This window comes from Agarivorans aestuarii (assembly GCF_019670125.1).
GTDB classification, from domain to species: Bacteria; Pseudomonadota; Gammaproteobacteria; order Enterobacterales; family Celerinatantimonadaceae; genus Agarivorans; species Agarivorans aestuarii.
Genome location: NZ_AP023033.1, coordinates 2,465,096 through 2,483,773 on the forward strand (window position 1 = coordinate 2,465,096; position 18,678 = coordinate 2,483,773).

General features: G+C 43.2%; 18 protein-coding genes and 1 riboswitch. Of the genes, 4 read left to right on the plus strand and 14 right to left on the minus strand.

Annotated elements, in window-relative coordinates; translation table 11 throughout:
- Positions 1–3: 3 nt before the first annotated feature.
- From moaC to moaA, 10 genes are all read right to left on the minus strand, one after another.
- Positions 4–483 carry a cyclic pyranopterin monophosphate synthase MoaC gene (moaC, locus tag K5609_RS11550; RefSeq protein ID WP_221073786.1) on the minus strand — a complete coding sequence of 160 codons (480 nt, stop codon included), beginning with the start codon at positions 481–483 and terminating at the stop codon, positions 4–6.
- Positions 480–998 carry a molybdenum cofactor biosynthesis protein B gene (moaB, locus tag K5609_RS11555; RefSeq protein ID WP_221073787.1) on the minus strand — a complete coding sequence of 173 codons (519 nt, stop codon included), beginning with the start codon at positions 996–998 and terminating at the stop codon, positions 480–482. Before moaB ends, moaC begins: the two co-directional genes overlap by 4 nt.
- Positions 998–1,582 (minus strand): molybdenum cofactor guanylyltransferase, encoded by a 585-nt coding sequence (gene mobA, locus K5609_RS11560; protein WP_221073788.1) that lies wholly within the window; start codon positions 1,580–1,582, stop codon positions 998–1,000. Before mobA ends, moaB begins: the two co-directional genes overlap by 1 nt.
- A gap of 77 nt (positions 1,583–1,659) precedes the next feature.
- Positions 1,660–1,791 carry a TIGR02808 family protein gene (locus K5609_RS11565; RefSeq protein WP_016401813.1) on the minus strand — a complete coding sequence of 44 codons (132 nt, stop codon included), beginning with the start codon at positions 1,789–1,791 and terminating at the stop codon, positions 1,660–1,662.
- 17 nt (positions 1,792–1,808) lie between these two features.
- Positions 1,809–2,381, minus strand: a complete 573-nt coding sequence (locus K5609_RS11570) for a NapC/NirT family cytochrome c (RefSeq protein ID WP_016401814.1) — start codon at positions 2,379–2,381, stop codon at positions 1,809–1,811.
- 26 nt (positions 2,382–2,407) lie between these two features.
- Positions 2,408–2,857 carry a nitrate reductase cytochrome c-type subunit gene (locus tag K5609_RS11575; RefSeq protein WP_221077252.1) on the minus strand — a complete coding sequence of 150 codons (450 nt, stop codon included), beginning with the start codon at positions 2,855–2,857 and terminating at the stop codon, positions 2,408–2,410.
- Between the two features lie 84 nt (positions 2,858–2,941).
- A complete protein-coding gene (gene napA, locus K5609_RS11580; RefSeq protein WP_221073789.1) occupies positions 2,942–5,431 on the minus strand; it encodes a periplasmic nitrate reductase subunit alpha in 2,490 nt (829 codons plus the stop codon).
- Complete coding sequence (locus tag K5609_RS11585) at positions 5,428–5,688, minus strand: chaperone NapD (protein ID WP_163133666.1); 261 nt, start codon at positions 5,686–5,688, stop codon at positions 5,428–5,430. Before K5609_RS11585 ends, napA begins: the two co-directional genes overlap by 4 nt.
- The gene (gene napF, locus K5609_RS11590; protein WP_221073790.1) at positions 5,685–6,173 is read right to left on the minus strand and encodes a ferredoxin-type protein NapF; all 489 of its coding nucleotides are present in this window, start codon (positions 6,171–6,173) and stop codon (positions 5,685–5,687) included. The genes K5609_RS11585 and napF overlap by 4 nt, the downstream gene beginning before the upstream one ends.
- 170 nt (positions 6,174–6,343) lie before the next feature.
- Entirely contained in the window at positions 6,344–7,318 is a 975-nt protein-coding gene (moaA, locus tag K5609_RS11595) for a GTP 3',8-cyclase MoaA (RefSeq protein ID WP_221073791.1), read from the minus strand.
- A riboswitch (molybdenum cofactor riboswitch) is annotated at positions 7,308–7,446 on the minus strand. Its footprint overlaps the gene before it by 11 nt.
- Before the next feature lie 98 nt (positions 7,447–7,544).
- Here moaA and K5609_RS11600 point away from each other — a divergent pair.
- Together K5609_RS11600 and narL are read left to right on the plus strand one after the other, a co-directional pair.
- Positions 7,545–9,233, plus strand: coding sequence for a type IV pili methyl-accepting chemotaxis transducer N-terminal domain-containing protein (locus tag K5609_RS11600; protein ID WP_221073792.1), 1,689 nt, complete (start codon positions 7,545–7,547; stop codon positions 9,231–9,233).
- Positions 9,234–9,247: 14 nt separating this feature from the next.
- Entirely contained in the window at positions 9,248–9,883 is a 636-nt protein-coding gene (gene narL / locus K5609_RS11605) for a two-component system response regulator NarL (protein WP_221073793.1), read from the plus strand.
- Between the two features lie 263 nt (positions 9,884–10,146).
- Here narL and K5609_RS11610 read toward each other — a convergent pair whose 3' ends face one another.
- Positions 10,147–12,285 carry a YgiQ family radical SAM protein gene (locus K5609_RS11610; protein WP_221073794.1) on the minus strand — a complete coding sequence of 713 codons (2,139 nt, stop codon included), beginning with the start codon at positions 12,283–12,285 and terminating at the stop codon, positions 10,147–10,149.
- A 165-nt stretch (positions 12,286–12,450) separates the two neighbouring features.
- Here K5609_RS11610 and K5609_RS11615 point away from each other — a divergent pair, with 165 nt between their 5' ends.
- Positions 12,451–14,010, plus strand: a complete 1,560-nt coding sequence (locus K5609_RS11615) for a phospholipase D family protein (protein ID WP_221073795.1) — start codon at positions 12,451–12,453, stop codon at positions 14,008–14,010.
- A gap of 5 nt (positions 14,011–14,015) precedes the next feature.
- Here K5609_RS11615 and K5609_RS11620 read toward each other — a convergent pair whose 3' ends face one another.
- Both K5609_RS11620 and K5609_RS11625 read right to left on the minus strand, forming a co-directional pair.
- A complete protein-coding gene (locus K5609_RS11620) occupies positions 14,016–14,498 on the minus strand; it encodes an FKBP-type peptidyl-prolyl cis-trans isomerase (RefSeq protein WP_221073796.1) in 483 nt (160 codons plus the stop codon).
- 338 nt (positions 14,499–14,836) lie between these two features.
- Positions 14,837–16,111 carry an L-lactate MFS transporter gene (locus K5609_RS11625; protein WP_221073797.1) on the minus strand — a complete coding sequence of 425 codons (1,275 nt, stop codon included), beginning with the start codon at positions 16,109–16,111 and terminating at the stop codon, positions 14,837–14,839.
- 532 nt (positions 16,112–16,643) lie between these two features.
- On the opposite strand from K5609_RS11625, the gene K5609_RS11630 reads away from it, so the two are divergent.
- The gene (locus K5609_RS11630) at positions 16,644–17,264 is read left to right on the plus strand and encodes a LysE family translocator (RefSeq protein ID WP_221073798.1); all 621 of its coding nucleotides are present in this window, start codon (positions 16,644–16,646) and stop codon (positions 17,262–17,264) included.
- A 3-nt stretch (positions 17,265–17,267) separates the two neighbouring features.
- On the opposite strand, the gene K5609_RS11635 is transcribed toward K5609_RS11630, so the two are convergent.
- A complete protein-coding gene (locus K5609_RS11635; protein ID WP_221073799.1) occupies positions 17,268–18,458 on the minus strand; it encodes a BamA/TamA family outer membrane protein in 1,191 nt (396 codons plus the stop codon).
- Positions 18,459–18,678 lie beyond the last annotated feature (220 nt).

An 18,678-nucleotide genomic window follows, 5' to 3' on the forward strand; every position in this document is an offset into this window, starting at 1 on the left:
TGATTATTCGGCACTAAACGAACCCGATTTTCCGCCATGCTTTTCTAGTAACTTTACATCTTTAATAATGATGTCTTTTTGAATCGCTTTACACATATCATAAATGGTTAGCGCAGCTACGCTAGCCGCCGTTAGCGCTTCCATCTCTACGCCCGTTTGGCCTTTAAGCTTGGCGGTGCTAATTACCGTAATAAGGCCTGAAGTTTCATCTAAGCTAAGCTCAATAGTTACCTTACTTAACATTAAAGGGTGGCATAAAGGGATCAACTCAGAGGTTTTCTTAGCTGCTTGAATCCCAGCTATGCGCGCACAAGCAAATACATCGCCTTTATGTTGTTCACCATTTACCAAACTTTCTACGGTTTGCTGATTAACTTGCACCAAAGCCTGCGCCTTAGCGACACGACTAGTCTCGGTCTTTTCTGAGACGTCCACCATAATTGCTTCACCAGAAGCATTAATATGCGTAAAGTCACTCATCATTTTTGACCTATATGAGGCACAAAATTACAGGGTTTGTGGGTGCTATTTAGTTGCTCCAGCAAAATTTTCTGCCATGCAGTTTTACAGGCGTTGGTTGAGCCAGGAACACAAAAGATCACTGTTTTATTGGCAAACCCGCCTAATGCCCGACTTTGCACCGTAGACGTTCCAATCTCGGTATAAGAAATATGGCGGAACAATTCTCCAAAACCTTCAATGTCTTTATCAAACAATACACTTACTGCTTCTGGAGTATTATCTCGTGCGGTAAAACCGGTGCCTCCGGTAGAAATAACACAGTCTATTGACGGGTCAGCAATCCAGTTACTTAATATGGCTCTAATTTGATAAACATCGTCAATAACAATTTGTTTATCAGCAAGTTTGTGACCGGCTTCTGTTAGTGCTTCAGCCAAATAACGCCCTGAAGTATCAGTATCTTCATCGCGTGTATCGGAAACGGTTAATACCGCGATGTTTAAGAAGGTTTGCGTATCGTTGGCCAGATGGCTCATTATGATTCTCCAACTTTATCTTGTATATGTTGCCACTGCTCGGGAGTATTGGTATTTACCATTGCAGATGCTAATTGTTTTGGTATTTCAATTTCAGTGGCTTGAATAAGGTTTAAAAAAGCTTTTATTGACCTTTGCTTTGCCACTGGCAAAGACAAAACATCATCTAAACAGGACAAATTCTTGGCATTAGCTTCAACAATTATAGGGAAAACACTATTTGAGAAATAGTAATTACCAGGTTCAGTTTGGTGTTGATTTATAATCACATCAAGAACTTGCATATTGAGTAAGGGCATATCAACAGGGATAAACAGGCAAAACTGTTGGTTAAGGGTTTGAAGGCATGAAAGTATGCCGGACAGTGGTCCTTTCGATTCACTAGAATCTTTGATATGACGAAACTCAGGATAGTTGCCGCTCACATAACATTCGTTATTTAATGTCTCTTCAAGCAAACTAAGCCTAGATTTAAGTAAACTACTCCCCTGCCACTGTAGCGCTGCTTTATCGCTTCCCATTCTCTGAGATTTGCCGCCAGCGAGAACAACTCCTGTTAACTTTACTAGGGAATTTGAATGCATTTGATTACAAGCTTGAACGACTTAGTAGGCTAATAATGCCTACTAAGCGTTTAGATGAAAAGATTTATCGTGCTAACTTATTGGTCTTTATCCCATTTGGACAAAACCGCTAAAGAAACCACTGCTACACCAATGAATCCCATTACAAAAATGGTTGGCATGGCTGCATAGCCCAAAACATGCCAAAAAACTGATTCCAAAGTACTCATGTGTTTTCCTTATTTTACTACCAGCCTTCAACACCACTCATATCCGGTAACCGGTGAGCAATGCCTTTGTGACAATCAACACAGGTCTTTTCCCCGCTAGCTAACGCATCTGAGTGTTGCGCAACACTGCGAGGACGCTGCTCTGAGAAATCCATAAATTCAAACTCGTGACAATTTCTACACTCTTGAGAATCATTTTGGCTCATACGATGCCATTCGCGCTCTGCTAAATACTTCCGGCGCTCTTCAAATTTCTCTTGAGTGTTAATCGTACCCATAGCAAAGGCTACCAGCTCTTTACTTGCCTGAACCTTACGTACAATTTTGTCAGTCCAGTTATGTGGAACGTGGCAATCCGAACAAATAGCACGCACACCTGAACGGTTTGAATAGTGAATAGTTTCTTGTATCTCAGCTACGATTGGCGCGTGACAACCAGAACAGAACGCTTCGGTATTAGTTGCTTCCATACCAGTGTTAAACGCACCCCAGAATAGAATACCGCCTGTAAAACCAAGCGCTAGCACAACACCCACAGCAGCTTTGCTGGGAGTACTGAGTTTGCGCCAAAATGCCTTCAATAACTTCATAATTTAGCCTCTGGTTAAACTAATGCTTAGCGTAAAGACTCTACGCGTTCGTATTCGTTTTCAATCAACGGGGCCGCTTCATTTTGAGGCACGTGGCATTGCAAACAGAAGTAACGGCGAGGAGACACATCCGCCAATACTTGCCCGTCGCGCGCTTCATAGTGAGTTACACTAATTTTAGTTGCCCCACTTTCTCGGGCATTTTTCCAGCTATGACAAGATAAACACTTATTAGCGTTAAGGCTCATCTCGTAATGACGAATCTGGTGTGGGATCAACGGTGGTTGAAACACATAATCGGCATCATAGGGTTTGTCTTGTTCAACCACTGACTTTAAGCCAGCTGCTGAGCTTTGGGTATTTAGCTCGGTGTCGCCCCTCAGTGAAGCTACACCACCATTACTTACGTAGTCATTTGCGACTACTACTCCGCAAAGCAGTAAACTGCTTAATAGACCAGATAATAAAACTCGCATTTTCATAATACTCTCTCCGCCACCTTGGCAAATATTTCTTAGCGAAGCATTGAAAGCGAGGGGCTTTCAATGCTTTTAATAGCGTTAAACCTTAGCTAACTTAACAGCACACTTCTTAAAGTCGGTTTCTTTAGAAAGCGGATCTGTTGCATCTAGGGTCAATTTGTTGGTGAGCTGCTTGGCATCAAACCAAGGCATGTACACTAAACCCTTAGGTGGACGGTTACGGCCACGAGTTTCAATTCGTGATTTAACTTCACCGCGGCGTGATTGAATCATCACTTCATCACCACGTTTAAAACCACGTTGTTTTGCATCTTCTGGGTGGATAAACAATACCGCATCAGGGAACGCTCGATATAGCTCTGGAACTCGGCGCGTCATAGAACCTGAGTGCCAATGTTCTAATACGCGACCAGTGCTTAACCACAGATCGTATTCTTCATCTGGAGACTCAGCCGCAGGTTCGTAAGGCGTAGCAATAATTAGTGCCTTGCCATCGGGTTTACCGTAAAAGTTAACCTCTTCACCAGCTTTTACATAAGGGTCAGAGCCTTCACGGAAACGCCAACGTGTTTCTTCGCCATTAACCACAGGCCAGCGTAAACCACGTACTTCATGGTAAGTATCAAATGGTGCTAGATCGTGGCCGTGATCGCGACCAAACTCAGCGTATTCTTCAAATAAACCTTTTTGAACGTAGAAACCAAAATCTTTTGCTTCGTCATTGAGCTCGGCGTTTACTTGTTCAACAGGGAATTGATCAACTACGCCGTTACGGAACAAAATGTCGTATAAGGTTTTCCCTTTATATTCAGGTTTTTTAGCTATTAACTCTGCAGGCCACACTTCTTCAACCTTAAAGCGCTTAGAAAATTCAACCAATTGCCATAAGTCTGATTTAGCTTCACCCGGTGCAGATACTTGCTGGTGCCAGAATTGGGTACGACGCTCAGCGTTACCGTAAGCGCCCTCTTTTTCTACCCACATTGCTGTTGGTAAAATAAGGTCGGCTGCTTGGGCAGTAACTGTTGGGTAAGGGTCGGATACCACGATAAAGTTTTCAGGATTGCGGTAACCAGGCAAACCCTCTTCATTTATATTTGGCGCGGCTTGCATGTTGTTATTACACATAACCCAGTAAGCGTTCAGCTTGCCGTCTTTAAGCATACGGTTCTGCAATACAGCGTGGTAACCAGGTTTAGGCGGAATGGTTCCTTCTGGTAGCTTCCAAATGTCTTCTGCAATTTTGCGGTGTTTTGGATTAGCCACTACCATATCAGCTGGCAAGCGATGCGAGAAAGTACCCACTTCACGGGCGGTACCACATGCAGATGGCTGGCCAGTTAGTGAGAATGGGCTGTTGCCAGGCTCTGAGATTTTACCGGTTAACAAGTGAATGTTGTACACCGAGTTGTTTGCCCATACCCCACGAGTATGTTGGTTAAAGCCCATGGTCCAGTACGAAGTGACTTTAACATTTGGATCGGCATAATCTTTCGCTAGCGCTTCCAATTTCTCGGCAGGTACGCCAGAAAGCTTCGCCACCGCTTCGACATTATAATCTTGCAAAAATTCGCGATATTCGTCGAAACTCATATCGGTCATTTTTCCTGAATCAGGGTTAGCCGCAGCTTTTTGTAATGGATGCTCTGGACGTAGTCCGTAGCCAATATCTGTTTCACCGCGTTTGAAGTGAGTATGTTTGTTTACAAAGTCCCAATTAACTTTGTCATTCTCGATGATGTAGTGCGCGATGTAGTTAAGAATTGCCAAATCGGTTTGTGGCGTAAACACCATGCCGTTATCAGCTAATTCAAAGCTGCGATGTTCAAAGGTAGACAGTACGTGAACTTTAACGTGTGGCGCAGACAAGCGGCGATCGGTTAAGCGAGACCACAAAATTGGATGCATTTCAGCCATGTTTGAGCCCCAAAGCACAAACGAATCTGCAGCTTCAAGGTCATCGTAACAGCCCATAGGCTCATCAATACCGAAGGTGCGCATAAAACCACCAACAGCCGAAGCCATACAGTGACGCGCATTAGGGTCGATGTTGTTAGTTAAAAAACCGGCTTTATGAAGTTTAGCAGCAGCGTAACCTTCCCAAACGGTCCATTGGCCAGAGCCAAACATACCTACTGAAGTTGGCCCCTTATCGGCAAGTGCTTTTTTCCACTTCTCAGCCATAATATCGAAGGCTTGATCCCAAGATACTGGAGCAAATTCGCCATTTTTATCAAACTTGCCGTCTTTCATCCGTAACAAGGGCGTTGTTAAGCGGTCTTTGCCGTACATGATCTTAGAAAGGAAGTAACCCTTAATACAGTTAAGGCCTTTGTTCACTGGAGATTCTGGGTCACCTTGGGTGGCAACCACTTTGCCGTTTTGAGACCCCACTAATACGCTACAGCCAGTACCACAAAAACGACAAGGAGCTTTATCCCATTTCACTTTTGTTTCTTCTGACGAAGTAATTAAGTTGGTGGCACTTGCTGGCAAACTAATACCGGCAACGGTGGCTGCGGCACTTACCGCATTCGCTTTAACAAACTGTCGGCGAGTCCATTTCATGATACTTCCTCATTAGCTGGTTCAAATTGGTGAAATACTAGGTTGCTGCTTAGTACTGCTTCCAATTTTCCGATGTCTTCTAGGGTGGTGACGATGTTATTGCGTGTCTGACTTTCGATAGAAACAACGATTTTCCCCTCGGGGTTAAAACCGTGTACTTCTAGTCCTTCCAGATCGCTAATTTGGTCGATGACTTCTTTAATACGGTCTGGTTGGCACAACACCACCGCACTACTAATATGGTACTCTTCGTTCATCCAACTTCCTTTATTTCAATGGCTTGGCTTGGACATACTGAAATACAAGCACCGCAACTGTTGCAGTGCTCAGAATTAATTTTTACCTCTGCTTTTCCCGCTAGTAATGGCTTAATGCTAATGGCCCTTTGCTCACAGGAATCACTACACGTTCGGCAATAAACACCGTTTTGTGCCAGACACTTAGAGGCATTAACGTCAACAGAATTAGACCAAGCAGGTTGCTGCTTCGGGTGAAACAAAGACTCGGGGCAAGACGTTGCACAGTCGTAACAAAATGTGCACTCACCTTTGGTGAAATCAACTGCTGGAAAACCGCCATTACCCTTAACAATAATCTGTTCAGGGCATGCTTTGACGCATTCTCCACATTGCGTACAACCAGACTCTATTGTCTTCTGTAACCAAGGTAGAGAGTGATGTTGTTTACTGCGAAGCGCTTTGTTAGTACTAAACATACGACGTTTAGACAGGTCTACAGACATCAGTTTTCCTTACGAAATCAGGCTTTAACATTACTGGTAAAACCACCCTAAATTTCTTGGGGTTAAGCGTAAATTTTATTAACAATCAAAAACATACCCCTTAAGGGGTGTTTGCTCAAATGATTGATTTAGATCAAGTATAGTGCGTGATTTCTATCACGCACTAAAACTTATCCGCCTATTGATGCGAGATGTGGAGTAGCGCCGGTATTACCGTCGTGAAGGAAATGACTAACTTTTTTAGTTTGTAATGCATCTTCAATACGCTTACTTAATACGTCTATTTGAGATGGGTTTTGCAGTAAGTCGCGGAGCTCTACTCCCTCTTCCCCAAATAAACACAAATGCAGTTTACCTTGAGAAGAAATGCGTAGGCGATTACAGGTAGCACAAAAATCCTTGGAATAAGGCATGATAAGGCCAATTTTGCCGGCGTAATCAGGGTGCTGAAAGACTTGAGCAGGCCCAGCGTTATGCGCTCGAATTTGCTGCTCCCAACCTTCGTTGAGTAGCAGTTGTTTAAATCCAGAGCCAGCAACATGATGTTTGTGGAAATAATCGGGCTGATCACCCATTTGCATTAACTCAATGAAACGGACTTCAACCGGGCGGTCTTTAATCCACTCCAAATACTTTCGAAAGTTTTGCTGGGCCATCTGCTTTATGAGCACAGCATTGAGTTTTACCGCAGTAAAGTCTTGCTCTAGTGCTGCATCAATTCCGGCCATCACTTTAGTGAAAGTTTTGGTACCGGTGATTAACTCAAACTGACGTGGATCTAAACTATCAACACTTACATTTACATGAGTAAGCCCCGCATTACGCCAGCGCTTAGCGTTATTCGCCAGTTTAAAGCCGTTGGTAGTCATCGCAAGTTGCTGAATGCCGGTAGTATTTGCGCATACTTCCATGATCTCGACTAAATCTTTTCTTAGGCTTGGTTCTCCGCCGGTAAGACGAATTTTGTTTGTGCCTAATTTAGCGAAGCATTCAGCAAGCTGAGCTATCTCAGATAAATTGAGATTACTATGGGGCGTTTCGCAATGATAACCATCAGGTAAGCAATAGTTACATTTGAAGTTACATTCGTCGGTAAGCGACAAACGCAAATAGAAAAATTTTCGGGAAAATGAATCCGATAACATAAATCAACCTTTCCAAATGCGGGAGGCAAAGCCATTTCTGAACTCTACCCTGCTTAGTCGATGCTAAGGGCCTAAACGCCATATCATTGTGACTTAGGTCGATTTAGACTTCGGTGATACTTTAATGCTATGCAATAAATCTTAATTTGTTAAGTGCTTTCTTAAACGGTTACACTTGCTTTGTGATATTAGTTGGATAAGCTTGTTGAATTAAAAGGACTTATTTTTGAAACGTTTTTTTGGTAAACGCTCGATTGGCACAGCGGTAATCCGCTTGTTAAGTGTGATGATGTTTCTATTTGCCCTAGTGGCGATTGGCTCCTTAACCACATTAGTAAACAGTCTAAATGATGCAGAAGCGATAAATATTGCTGGGTCTTTGCGTATGCAGAGTTATCGAATGGCACACGCCTTAAACGTTTACGACAAACAAGTAGAACGAAAAATGCAGCAGTTTGAGACCTCACTAAACAGTGATGCATTAACTAAGGCTGCAAAACACAACGATGTGATCGCGCAGCGTTACCTCGAAGTAAAACAACGTTGGGTACAGCTTAAACCTTTTGTTATCGAAAAGAACATTGATGAATTTGACCACGAGATCGTGGGATTTGTCGACCTAATCGACCAATTTGTAGCAGAAACTCAGTATAACTCCGAATCCAAAGTCTTCTCTCTTACCCTGCTTCAATTAATCGCTTTTGCCATCATTACATTTATCGCTGTTTATACCCTTTGTTACATTCAACGAAATATTTCAAAACCCATTTACCGATTGGTAGAAGCGGCCAAACAAGTGCAACAGGGTGATTTTAAAATATCAGTCCCAACTACCTATGCCAGTATTGAAATGGAAACCTTGGCCAAGGGCATAATGTCTATGTCGCAAGACTTAGATCACTCTTACCAAACCCTTGAAAACCAGGTTAAAGCTAAAACCAAAGAACTACGCCGTGCCAACCGCGATTTAAACTTCTTATATAACCTAGAGCAAACTCTGTTTAACAGTACCCTAAATGAAGAGCATTTAGAGCAGTCGCTAAAGTTACTTTGCGAAACTCTAGGAATAGAGGGTGCCAAACTATACATCGACAAGTTAGACATAGAGGTAGAGTTACAGCACCAAAATGTGCAATTTGAAGAACCAATATCTTTACAACTTAACCAAGAGCAATACGGCTCTTTACAGTTGCCAACGGTCCCTCAAGACAGAGCGGCGATTGTTACCAGTTACTGCCGCACCGTGACAAAAGTTCTGCGTTTTGAACAAAGCTTGTTACAAAAACAAAAATTGTTGCTAATGGAAGAACGCGCCACTATTGCTCGAGAGTTACACGACTCCTTGGCTCAAACCTTATCTTACTTAAAAATTCAAACTAGCTTATTACAACGCCAACTTAAGCAAACTCCCTGCGATTGCCAACAAAGCATGGAGATTAGTGAAGAAATACAATCGGTACTAAGTGCGGCATACATCCAACTGAGAGAGTTACTTTCTACCTTCCGCTTAACCATTAAAAGTGCCCTGTTAGTTGAATCACTACAAGTATTAGTAGAAGAGTTAAACACCCAGAACTCTCAAGTCATTGAACTTGAGACAAATATATCAAACGATATGGTTGAAGCTGATAAGCAAATTCACATAATACAAATTGTTCGAGAAGCGATCATAAACGCTTTAAAACATGCTGACTGTGATAAAATTTGGGTTAAATGTGTTGGCGACTCTGAGCTTATTTCTGTTGAAGTAGCAGATAACGGCTTACAGGGCGGCAAACTAAAACAAGTTAACGACCATTACGGACTGCAAATTATGCAAGAACGTGCTCAGCGTTTAGATGGAGATATTCGTTTTGAGCAATCGTTGTCCGGTGGTGTTTCGGTAAAACTCACCTTTCCTAGAAAGAGTAATTAAGGATCTTGCAAGCTATGAGCGACCCAATCAACATTCTTGTTGTAGATGACCACCCGTTAATGCGTAAAGGCATTGTGCAGTTTTTGAGCATCGAACCTGAGTTTAACGTTGTTGCTGAAGCAGGCAGCGGTGCTCTGGCCGTAGAACTTTGCAGCGAGCTAGAACCCGACGTGGTGCTATTAGACTTGAACATGAAGGGCTTATCAGGCTTAGATACTTTAAAACTGCTTCGTGAAAAACAGGTTAGCTCTACCATCATTATTCTCACCGTGTCAGATTCAAAGCAAGACGTTATTAATCTAATTAACGCTGGGGCCGACGGCTACTTGCTTAAGGATATGGAACCTGAGCAGTTGCACGAACAACTAAAACAAGCTGCAGCCGGTAAACAAGTTTTAAGTGAAGAGCTAATGCCCTTCCTTAGCTGTTTGCACGAAACTGACGAATTTGCCGAGAAACTAGAATCCGTTACCAAACGTGAACTACAAACGCTTAACGAGATTGCTAAAGGCGCTAGTAACCGCGAAGTAGCATCAACGCTGAAAATTACCGAAGGAACGGTGAAAGTGCATGTGAAAAGTCTATTACGCAAGCTTAATGCAAAATCACGAGTAGAACTCACCGTGATGTATCTTGAGCATATAGCTTAATTATTATGATTAACGCGCTACTTATAAGCGAAGCCGCTTGCCTTTTTTTGGCGATGAGCTTCGCATTAAGGGCGATGTTTTTGCACGCAAAACGCCATCAAGACTGGTTAAACCCTTTAAGAATGTTTTTTAAACCGGTTAACCATCTAAACGCTGACGAATATTCTCTGATCAGATGGGCAGTCTACGCCCTAGTAAGCTGCGTAGCTTTAGACGTACTTAGACACTTGAAATAAAAAAAGCGGCTTACGCCGCTTTTTTTATTAACGCGTTTGCTTGAACTGTTTGTTAGTAAAACGTGTTGCAGCAAAGTTGCTGTTTTTCGCCCCTTTGTAACCACGATTACCAGCACCACGACCACCGCGCTTATTATCTGCAGGCACTAAATGATGCAAGCCGCTGCCAATAAGCTTAGTTAAGCCCATATTGGTTAAGCCTTCTCGAATAATTGGCCAGTTTTTTTCATCATGATAACGCAGTAAGGCTTTATGCAAGCGACGCTGACGGCCCTTCTTGGCTACCGATACACGCTCGCTAGTATGACTCACCTTATGCAGCGGATTACGCTCGGTGTGATACATAGTTGTAGCGTTAGCAAGCGGTGATGGATAGAAGTTCTGTACCTGATCAAGTCGAAATTTGTTCTTCTTCAACCACAATGCCAGTGTCACCATGTCTTCATCTTTAGTGCCAGGATGCGCCGAGATAAAATAAGGGATCAAGTACTGCTTTTTACCGGCCTCTTTCGAGTATTTATCAAACAGCTCTTTAAACTTATGATAAGTGCCCATACCCGGTTTCATCATCTTAGATAACGGGCCTTCCTCAGTATGCTCTGGCGCAATTTTTAGGTAGCCACCAACGTGGTGTAACGCGAGTTCCTTAACGTAACGAGGGTCTTCAATGGCAAGGTCGTAACGCACACCAGAAGCAATAAGAATCTTTTTGATCCCTTCCACCTTTCGAGCCCTACGATACAGGTCGATAGTTGGTGTATGGTCGGTATCCATGTGATGACAAATAGTCGGATAAACACAAGACAAGCGGCGACAAGTTTCTTCGGCTTTTGGGCTTTTACAATTTAGTCGATACATATTGGCCGTTGGGCCACCTAAATCAGAAATAACGCCTGTAAATCCAGGAACTTGATCTCTGATCTGCTCGATCTCGTTGATGATGGAATCTTCTGAGCGGCTTTGAATAATTCGCCCTTCGTGCTCGGTAATTGAACAGAAAGTACAACCACCATAACAACCACGCATGATGTTAATTGAAAACTTAATCATGTCGTAGGCAGGGATCTTAGCTTTGCCGTAACTTGGGTGCGGCACACGCTGATAAGGCAAACCAAACACGCCATCCATATCTTCAGTGCTTAACGGCAACGCAGGAGGGTTAAGCCAAACAATTCTATCGCCATGGCGCTGAGCTAATGCTCGGGCACAGCCTGGGTTAGTTTCTAAGTGGAAAATCCGAGAAGCATGGGCGTAAAGCACTTGGTTAACTTTAACTTGCTCAAACGCCGGCAAATTAATATATACGTTTTCCCAAGGGCGTTTCTTTTCCAATTGCACAACAATCGGTTTAGCTTGCTCGGCTTCTTTGGGGTCAACTGTCTCGGCCTCTTTACTCGAACAGCTTTCCTCTATTTCGGCATACGGGCTAGGAATAGGGTCAATTTTTCCAGGCTTATCTAGATGGCTTGAATCTAAGCCACTCCAACCGGGCAACGCTTCTTTACGAATAATCGCCGTTCCACGAACATCATTTAGTTCGCTAATTGCCTCACCTTGGCTAAGGCGGTGTGCGACTTCGACCAAAGGACGCTCAGCATTCCCGTAGATAAGCAGCTCTGCTTTTGCATCAAACAGTACCGAGCGACGCACTTTATCAGACCAGTAATCATAGTGGGCAATACGGCGTAAGCTTGCTTCTATTCCGCCAAGTACCACTGGCACATCTTTGTAGGCTTCTTTACAGCGTTGCGAATATACAATTACGGCGCGATCGGGGCGTTTCCCCCCTTCATTATTTGGCGTATAAGCATCGTCATGACGTAGCTTTCTGTCTGCCGTGTAGCGGTTGATCATCGAATCCATGTTGCCAGCAGTTACCCCAAAAAATAAATTGGGCTTGCCTAGTTTCATAAAGGCATCTTTGCTGGTCCATTCTGGCTGAGCAATAATCCCAACCCTGAAGCCTTTAGCCTCTAACATACGGCCAATAACTGCCATGCCAAAGCTGGGGTGATCAACGTAAGCGTCACCGGTTACCAAAATAATGTCACAGCTATCCCAACCTAAGGTTTTCATTTCCTTACGTGACATAGGTAAGAATGGCGCAGCAGCACGCTGACGATTCACGCAAGTTTCAGGTTTAAATAGAGTTGGCGCAGTTTGCATAAAAATTGGTCTCGTAAAATCAAGCGCGACATTATATACGTTATTTTAGTTGCTAGGAAACGGATTAACAGCAAGTTAACAATTACACGCTCTAGCTCTGTCAACTCGCTAGCTAAATGATCACAAATAACCTAAAATTTCTTTTAATATTTAGCGAGTTACTTATTGAAGAAGCATATGGAATTGCAGCGGCCTAGCGCTCACCTACTTTTAATATTTTTTGTCAGCCAACTGCTTTTTGCCTGTGCCCAGCGCCCATCTGACGAGCTAATTCAACAATATAAGCAGCCAAGCTACACCATTAAGCCCGGTGTCGAGTCCGAAAATCAATTCAAAGTAAATCAAATTACCCAATATCAACCAGGTAAAAATGGCATTGCGGTTCTGTCTGATGGCATAAGTGCCTTCGCCGCTAGAATTGCATTAATTGAAGAAGCGCAACTAAGCATTGATGCGCAGTATTACATGATTAAAGAAGACATGACGGGAGCCATTTTCCTCGGCAACTTAATTGGGGCTGCTGACCGAGGAGTACGGGTTCGCCTGCTAATTGACGACATTAATACCTCCAATTACGACGATGTTCTCAAAGCCATGGCCTTGCATGACAATATCGAAGTAAGGGTCTTCAACCCATTTTACGACCGCACCTTTAGAGCAACAAACATGGTGGGTGACTTTGAACGTTTAAATAGCCGCATGCACAATAAATCGCTAACTATCGATGGCCTAATTACCGTAGTAGGCGGACGCAATATTGGCGATGAATACTTTAGCGCTAAAGATGATCTAGAGTTCTCTGACATCGATGCCATTGCCCTAGGGCCGATAGTCGATGAAGTAAACCAAGCCTTTGATCTCTATTGGAATAACATTCGAAGCTATCCTATTGAATCCTTAAATACCAAGCCAATAGACATACAAGCTCAATATCGCCGTTTAGAACAACAGATTTTTAAAAACAGTGTTAAATCTTTTGTTGTTGCCCATTTGCGTTACGCTAAACTAATTGAAGATAAAACCTTTCGCGATTATCTATATTGGTGTGACGGCAGTCTACTAGTTGATCATCCCAATAAAGATGAGGACTTTGCTAGCGATGTATCAACAAATTTAGCCAGTGTACTTGAGCAGTCAGAGCAAAGTATTTTACTTAGCTCGCCTTATTTTGTGCCCGGCGAAGAAGGTACCTCCGGTTTAATAGAACTTGCCCACAAAGGCATAGACGTAAGTGTGATTACCAATTCTCTTGCAGCAACCGATGTCGCAGCCGTTCACTCTGGTTACAAAAAGTATCGCAAACGCTTGGTAGAAGGGAATGTATTTCTTTATGAAGTAAAACCAGATGCAAAGCAAAAACAACGCTTAGCTTTTTTTGGTAAAGGTGCATCTAGGGCAAGTTTGCATAGCAAAGTTTTTGTAATTGATGAAGAAAAGCTCTTTATAGGTTCTTTTAATTGGGATCCACGCTCTATCAATCTAAATACCGAGATGGGCTTGTTACTCACCTGCCCCAATTTAGCATACCTTGTGTTTAACGGGGTGCATGACGAATTGCCATTTAAAAGTTATTTGTTAGAGCTAGATGACAAGCGGCAATTGGAGTGGGTAGAAACATTTAGGGAGCAAGCTGAAATACGCTACGATAGTGAGCCTAAAGCCAGTGCATGGCGAAAGTTTCAAGCTTGGATAGTTGGTCTTCTACCAATAGAAGACCAACTCTAGCAGGCTTAGTGGTGGTGACCACAGCCACCAGCAGCGTGAACATGGCCGTGAGCTAACTCTTCTTCAGTCGCTTTACGAACTTCGGTCACTTCAATTGAGAAAGCCAAATCGATTCCGGCTAATGGGTGGTTGCCATCAACAATTACTTCGCCTTCTTCCATACCGATAATAATTACCGATTGCTCACCTTCGTCGGTAGTAGCGCGAAACTGCATGCCTACTTCCACTTCAACATCACCAAACATAGTCTTTGGCACAGCTTGAACAAGGTTATCGTTACGCTCTCCATAAGCATCTTCGGCAGCAATATCTGCATCAAACTTGTCGCCAACCTGCTTGCCAACTAGCGCTTGCTCTAAGCCAGGTACTAACTGACCATGACCAACAATAATTGCCAAAGGCTCTTTGCCTTCGGAAGTATCAAGTTGTTCGCCATTAGCGGTTACAGTGTATTCAAAAACGGCAACGTCGTCTTTTGCAATGATCATTCAAGATTCCTTGGTTAAAAATAATGCAGAACTCTGCTAACAGGCCAATTCTAAAGCTTCAGAAACAAAATTACTATCTAGGATTCATTTAACAAAATAGTGCTAACTGGCAATTTTCGGCTCTTTGAAACCTTGTAAATGTGTTCAGTTTGATAAGAAACAAGCTATCGGGAATACCCACTAAAGATACGAATTCATGCCACTTACCAAACACAGCCATGAAGTTATAGACTCAAGAGCACCCAATCTGAAAAAGCTCTTTGTCTAATGGCGACCACACTCTTTAGTGACTAAAAAAGGGGCTCACAGCCCCTTTTTTATAGTTACCGCAACATTTCTTAGGCGTGAGCCGTTTGCGCTGCCACATCCATTTCAGCACGCGCGCGTGTCATGTAAGACTTCATCAGCAAAGACGCTATTAAAGCGATAACAAATACACCAGCAAAAATGTAGAGGGTCATCTCGTAGCTTCCAGTTGTTGTTTTAACATAAGCTGCGATCTGTGGGCCAGCCAAACCAGCCAGCGCCCAAGCGGTAAGCACGTAGCCATGAATCGCACTCAGCTCCTTAGTACCGAATAAATCTCCAATAAAGGCAGGCAGCGTTGCAAAGCCACCACCGTAGCAAGTTAGAATGGTGTATAGGACAACCTGGAACAAAATGATGCTGGTAATGTTTGGCAGTAAACAGAAGGCAACAATTTGAATTAAGAAGAAAATCATATAGGTATTTGGGCGACCAAGTACATCAGATAGCGAAGCCCAAGAAATTCGACCGAGTCCATTAAACAGCGACATTAGACCAACCACACCAGCAGCTTCCGCCGGGCTTAATCCAATGCTCTCTTGAGCCAAGGGAGAGGCCGCGTAAATAACTGCAATGCCGCAGGAAATGTTAATAAACATCATCACCCACAAGCCATAAAAGGGACCAGTTTTAACCGCTTCGTTGGCCGTTAGTTGGGTTAAATCCTCTACAACTTTCTTTTCACCTGACTCAACCGCAGCCTTCATTGCATCTGGCATCCAACCCTGTGGTGGCCGCTCTAAATAAGACGCAGACGCAAACATGATAACTAGATATACAACTCCGGTGATCCACCAAGTGTAAGCAATACCATTGCCCTCAACAGTAAAGGTTTCAATAATAAAGTTAAACACCGGGCCTGCTACCATAGCGCCAAAGCCAAAGCCCATAATCGCTAAGCCAGTGGCGAGACCACGCCGATCAGGGAACCACTTAACTAACGTAGATACGGGAGTAATATATCCAATCCCTAAACCTATACCGCCTAGCACACCATAGCCGAGCCAGATCAAATAAAGGTTTTGAATATAGGCGCCAAAACCCGCAATTAATAAGCCACCGCCGAAAAATGTAGCTGCGAGCATACCGGCTTTGCGCGGACCATTCTTCTCAACGAAGTGACCCATAATCGCTGCAGATAAGCCGAGAAAGAAAATCGCAAAACTAAAGGTCCAAGCAATTTCATTGTTGGTCGCTGACTCCAACAGCTGACCTAGGGGTTTCTTGAATACACTGAACGCGTATACCGAACCGATAGAGGCATGTAGCCCAACGGCAGATGCTGCGATAAGCCAACGGTTTTTCATTACCTACTCCTTGTAAGAACATTAAATCCATTTATTGTCCTTATACTGTAGAACGCTAGATCTGAAGAATTTTTGACCTAAATCAGTTCAATTTACAGTCAAGTGCTTATTAAAGTCAGCTTAGTGACACAGTTCAAAAAACAGCCCATGACAAATGATAATATTACCAACAAGATCAACCAAACCCCACAGCAAGAATAAAAACCTTTATTCAACCAAAACCACGAAATAAACACGCGCCACAGTTAGTGGTTAATCATGCGAGTAAATGGCGTAGTTTTCTCTCCTTAATCTTGGCTAACTATTTGTTCTTTTGATAATTCTATCTAGTCTTCCACTGGGGAGAAAAAGCAGAGTTGGAACTATTTTTATGGTATCTAGACCAAAGCAAACCGCATTTAACTGGCCTTTATCTGCACCGCCAAATTTTGTAGCCATACAACTAACCAAAGACAACGAATAGTTCTGGCAACTTTTATCTAAGAATAAAAAGAGTACACTGTAGCCTTTGAAAAATGCTGTTGGTTACTCCATGGATCTGTCTACCCTACTCATCTTTATCCCTACCTTCTTCTTCGTTTCTATTACACCTGGCATGTGTATGACGCTAGCGATGACCTTAGGCATGACCATTGGGCTGCGCCGCACCTTTTGGATGATGCTAGGTGAAATGATAGGAGTAGGCATAGTTGCGGTGCTAGCTGTACTTGGTGTTGCTGCAATTATGCTGCGTTACCCAGATGTGTTTACATTGCTAAAATGGCTTGGCGGCAGCTACCTTGGTTACTTAGGGATCCAAATGTGGCGCTCTCGCGGAAAGATGGCCATACCCGAAAAAATCGAACAGCAAGCACAAGTTAGCCCTTGGCAATTAGCCACTCAGGGGCTGGTAACAGCAATAGCGAATCCTAAAGGTTGGGCCTTTATGATTTCACTGTTACCGCCTTTCATCCAAGCGGACAAAGCCCTTCCCCTGCAACTGAGTATATTGGTGGGCATAATTCTAATTTCTGAGTTTGTATGTATGACTCTTTATGCAACCGGTGGAAAAACCTTACGGCTATTCTTAAACAAAAGCGGCAATGTACGCTTGTTAAACCGCATCTCCGGAACGCTCATGATTGGAGTGGGAATTTGGTTAGTATCCACCTAGGGTTTAAAAACCACTCCCTACTTGGAAATACACAGCGCTTTCGTCGCCGCTGTAGGCAAAATCCATCCCTAGGCGCAGTCCATATCTTCGCGCGATTTGATAACGAAAGCCTGCGCCCACAGACTGTACGCTTTCATTTGTAGCTAAATCACTTTCCTGTAGAGCTTGTCCAGCACCATAAAAAGCCGAGATCGTCCAACGGTGATCAATCGAGTAAGTAAGTTGCGATTGTATTGTATGAATCTCGTCACCTTGATAACGATAGGCGGATACCCCTCGCAAGCCTACATAGGGTCGCGCTGTGGGTGATAAAAACAATTCATCAGAACTGAATAGCTGATAATTGCCAGCAAAAGCTAGGTTCCATTTTCGACCTAATGGAAGATACACCTCTCCATCCACATTCAAATTTTGGTAGTCCCAATCGCTGCCCAGTTTTTTATCGTAAATCATGTAATCTGCGTTTAGTTTATAACCCCTAGTTGGGTAAAAAATGTTATCTCTGGTGTCGTATTCGGCAATAAAACCTAGACCAGAAGTGAAAGACTCATCCCCCCACACCTTACCTAACAAACCATTTAGCAACTTATCCGCGTTAGAGTTACCAGTATCGAACGTTACCTTGCTTACACCTACAATTTGCTTAGCCCCCAACATCAGAGGAGTATCAGCGATACGAAACTGTAGCTTTTGCAGAGCTAAAGCCCCCTCGGTTTTAGTACCAATTTGCATGCTTTTAGTAAAATCACCTAAAGACAGATCTTTATAAATGTTCAGATTAGCTTTCCCTAAGCCCATTCCGCCGGTATAACGGATTGAATCCTTCATCCATGAATGTCGATGCCCGGCAAAAGCAAACCAAGTACCATTCTCGGTGCCTGCTGCTCCCACTAAAGTAATTGCCGAGGGTATCAACTGCGCACCACCATCTAGGGAAGACATCGCTAGCTTCTTACGGGCTATTTTTTCTTCTTCGGTTTCATGAAGAAATAGCCCCATAGCACCGCCACCAACGCCAACAGCAGGTTCAGTTATTAGAATAGGAATAGGCAAAAAGCCATAGGCATTCTCTGCAAGGTGATGGCCCAAATCAAACTGTCCATCAACTTCGTCAAAATATGAGGCAGTGCTATCGGTTGAATAAATGCTAATAGACAAAGCCGACAGCGCCATCGCCGCCCATGTAGTTTTCATTAGTAGCCTTTGTTTAATTACTTAGTTGTTTGTTTAACTCTAAAACTGACACATTCAGCTTTGGAAGGAATTACGCTACTTTAAACTTACTTTGGCGTAGTGCTAAATCTTGTTTGTAGGACTAAATCCGTCAAAGTTGTATCGATATAACTTATTGGATAGGCGCACTTTTTATGCTTAGTTGGAGAAAGTTGCTTCACTCGTTAACATAGTTAAAACG

What these genes read in the sequence shown, in the direction of transcription:
- moaC (WP_221073786.1), bottom strand. Translation starts at nt 483, where the DNA reads ATGATGAGTGACTTTACGCATATTAATGCTTCTGGTGAAGCAATTATG.
- moaB (WP_221073787.1), bottom strand. Translation starts at nt 998, where the DNA reads ATGAGCCATCTGGCCAACGATACGCAAACCTTCTTAAACATCGCGGTA.
- mobA (WP_221073788.1), bottom strand. Translation starts at nt 1,582, where the DNA reads ATGCATTCAAATTCCCTAGTAAAGTTAACAGGAGTTGTTCTCGCTGGC.
- K5609_RS11565 (WP_016401813.1), bottom strand. Translation starts at nt 1,791, where the DNA reads ATGAGTACTTTGGAATCAGTTTTTTGGCATGTTTTGGGCTATGCAGCC.
- K5609_RS11570 (WP_016401814.1), bottom strand. Translation starts at nt 2,381, where the DNA reads ATGAAGTTATTGAAGGCATTTTGGCGCAAACTCAGTACTCCCAGCAAA.
- K5609_RS11575 (WP_221077252.1), bottom strand. Translation starts at nt 2,857, where the DNA reads ATGCGAGTTTTATTATCTGGTCTATTAAGCAGTTTACTGCTTTGCGGA.
- napA (WP_221073789.1), bottom strand. Translation starts at nt 5,431, where the DNA reads ATGAAATGGACTCGCCGACAGTTTGTTAAAGCGAATGCGGTAAGTGCC.
- K5609_RS11585 (WP_163133666.1), bottom strand. Translation starts at nt 5,688, where the DNA reads ATGAACGAAGAGTACCATATTAGTAGTGCGGTGGTGTTGTGCCAACCA.
- napF (WP_221073790.1), bottom strand. Translation starts at nt 6,173, where the DNA reads ATGTCTGTAGACCTGTCTAAACGTCGTATGTTTAGTACTAACAAAGCG.
- moaA (WP_221073791.1), bottom strand. Translation starts at nt 7,318, where the DNA reads ATGTTATCGGATTCATTTTCCCGAAAATTTTTCTATTTGCGTTTGTCG.
- narL (WP_221073793.1), top strand. Translation starts at nt 9,248, where the DNA reads ATGAGCGACCCAATCAACATTCTTGTTGTAGATGACCACCCGTTAATG.
- K5609_RS11610 (WP_221073794.1), bottom strand. Translation starts at nt 12,285, where the DNA reads ATGCAAACTGCGCCAACTCTATTTAAACCTGAAACTTGCGTGAATCGT.
- K5609_RS11620 (WP_221073796.1), bottom strand. Translation starts at nt 14,498, where the DNA reads ATGATCATTGCAAAAGACGACGTTGCCGTTTTTGAATACACTGTAACC.
- K5609_RS11625 (WP_221073797.1), bottom strand. Translation starts at nt 16,111, where the DNA reads ATGAAAAACCGTTGGCTTATCGCAGCATCTGCCGTTGGGCTACATGCC.
- K5609_RS11630 (WP_221073798.1), top strand. Translation starts at nt 16,644, where the DNA reads ATGGATCTGTCTACCCTACTCATCTTTATCCCTACCTTCTTCTTCGTT.
- K5609_RS11635 (WP_221073799.1), bottom strand. Translation starts at nt 18,458, where the DNA reads ATGAAAACTACATGGGCGGCGATGGCGCTGTCGGCTTTGTCTATTAGC.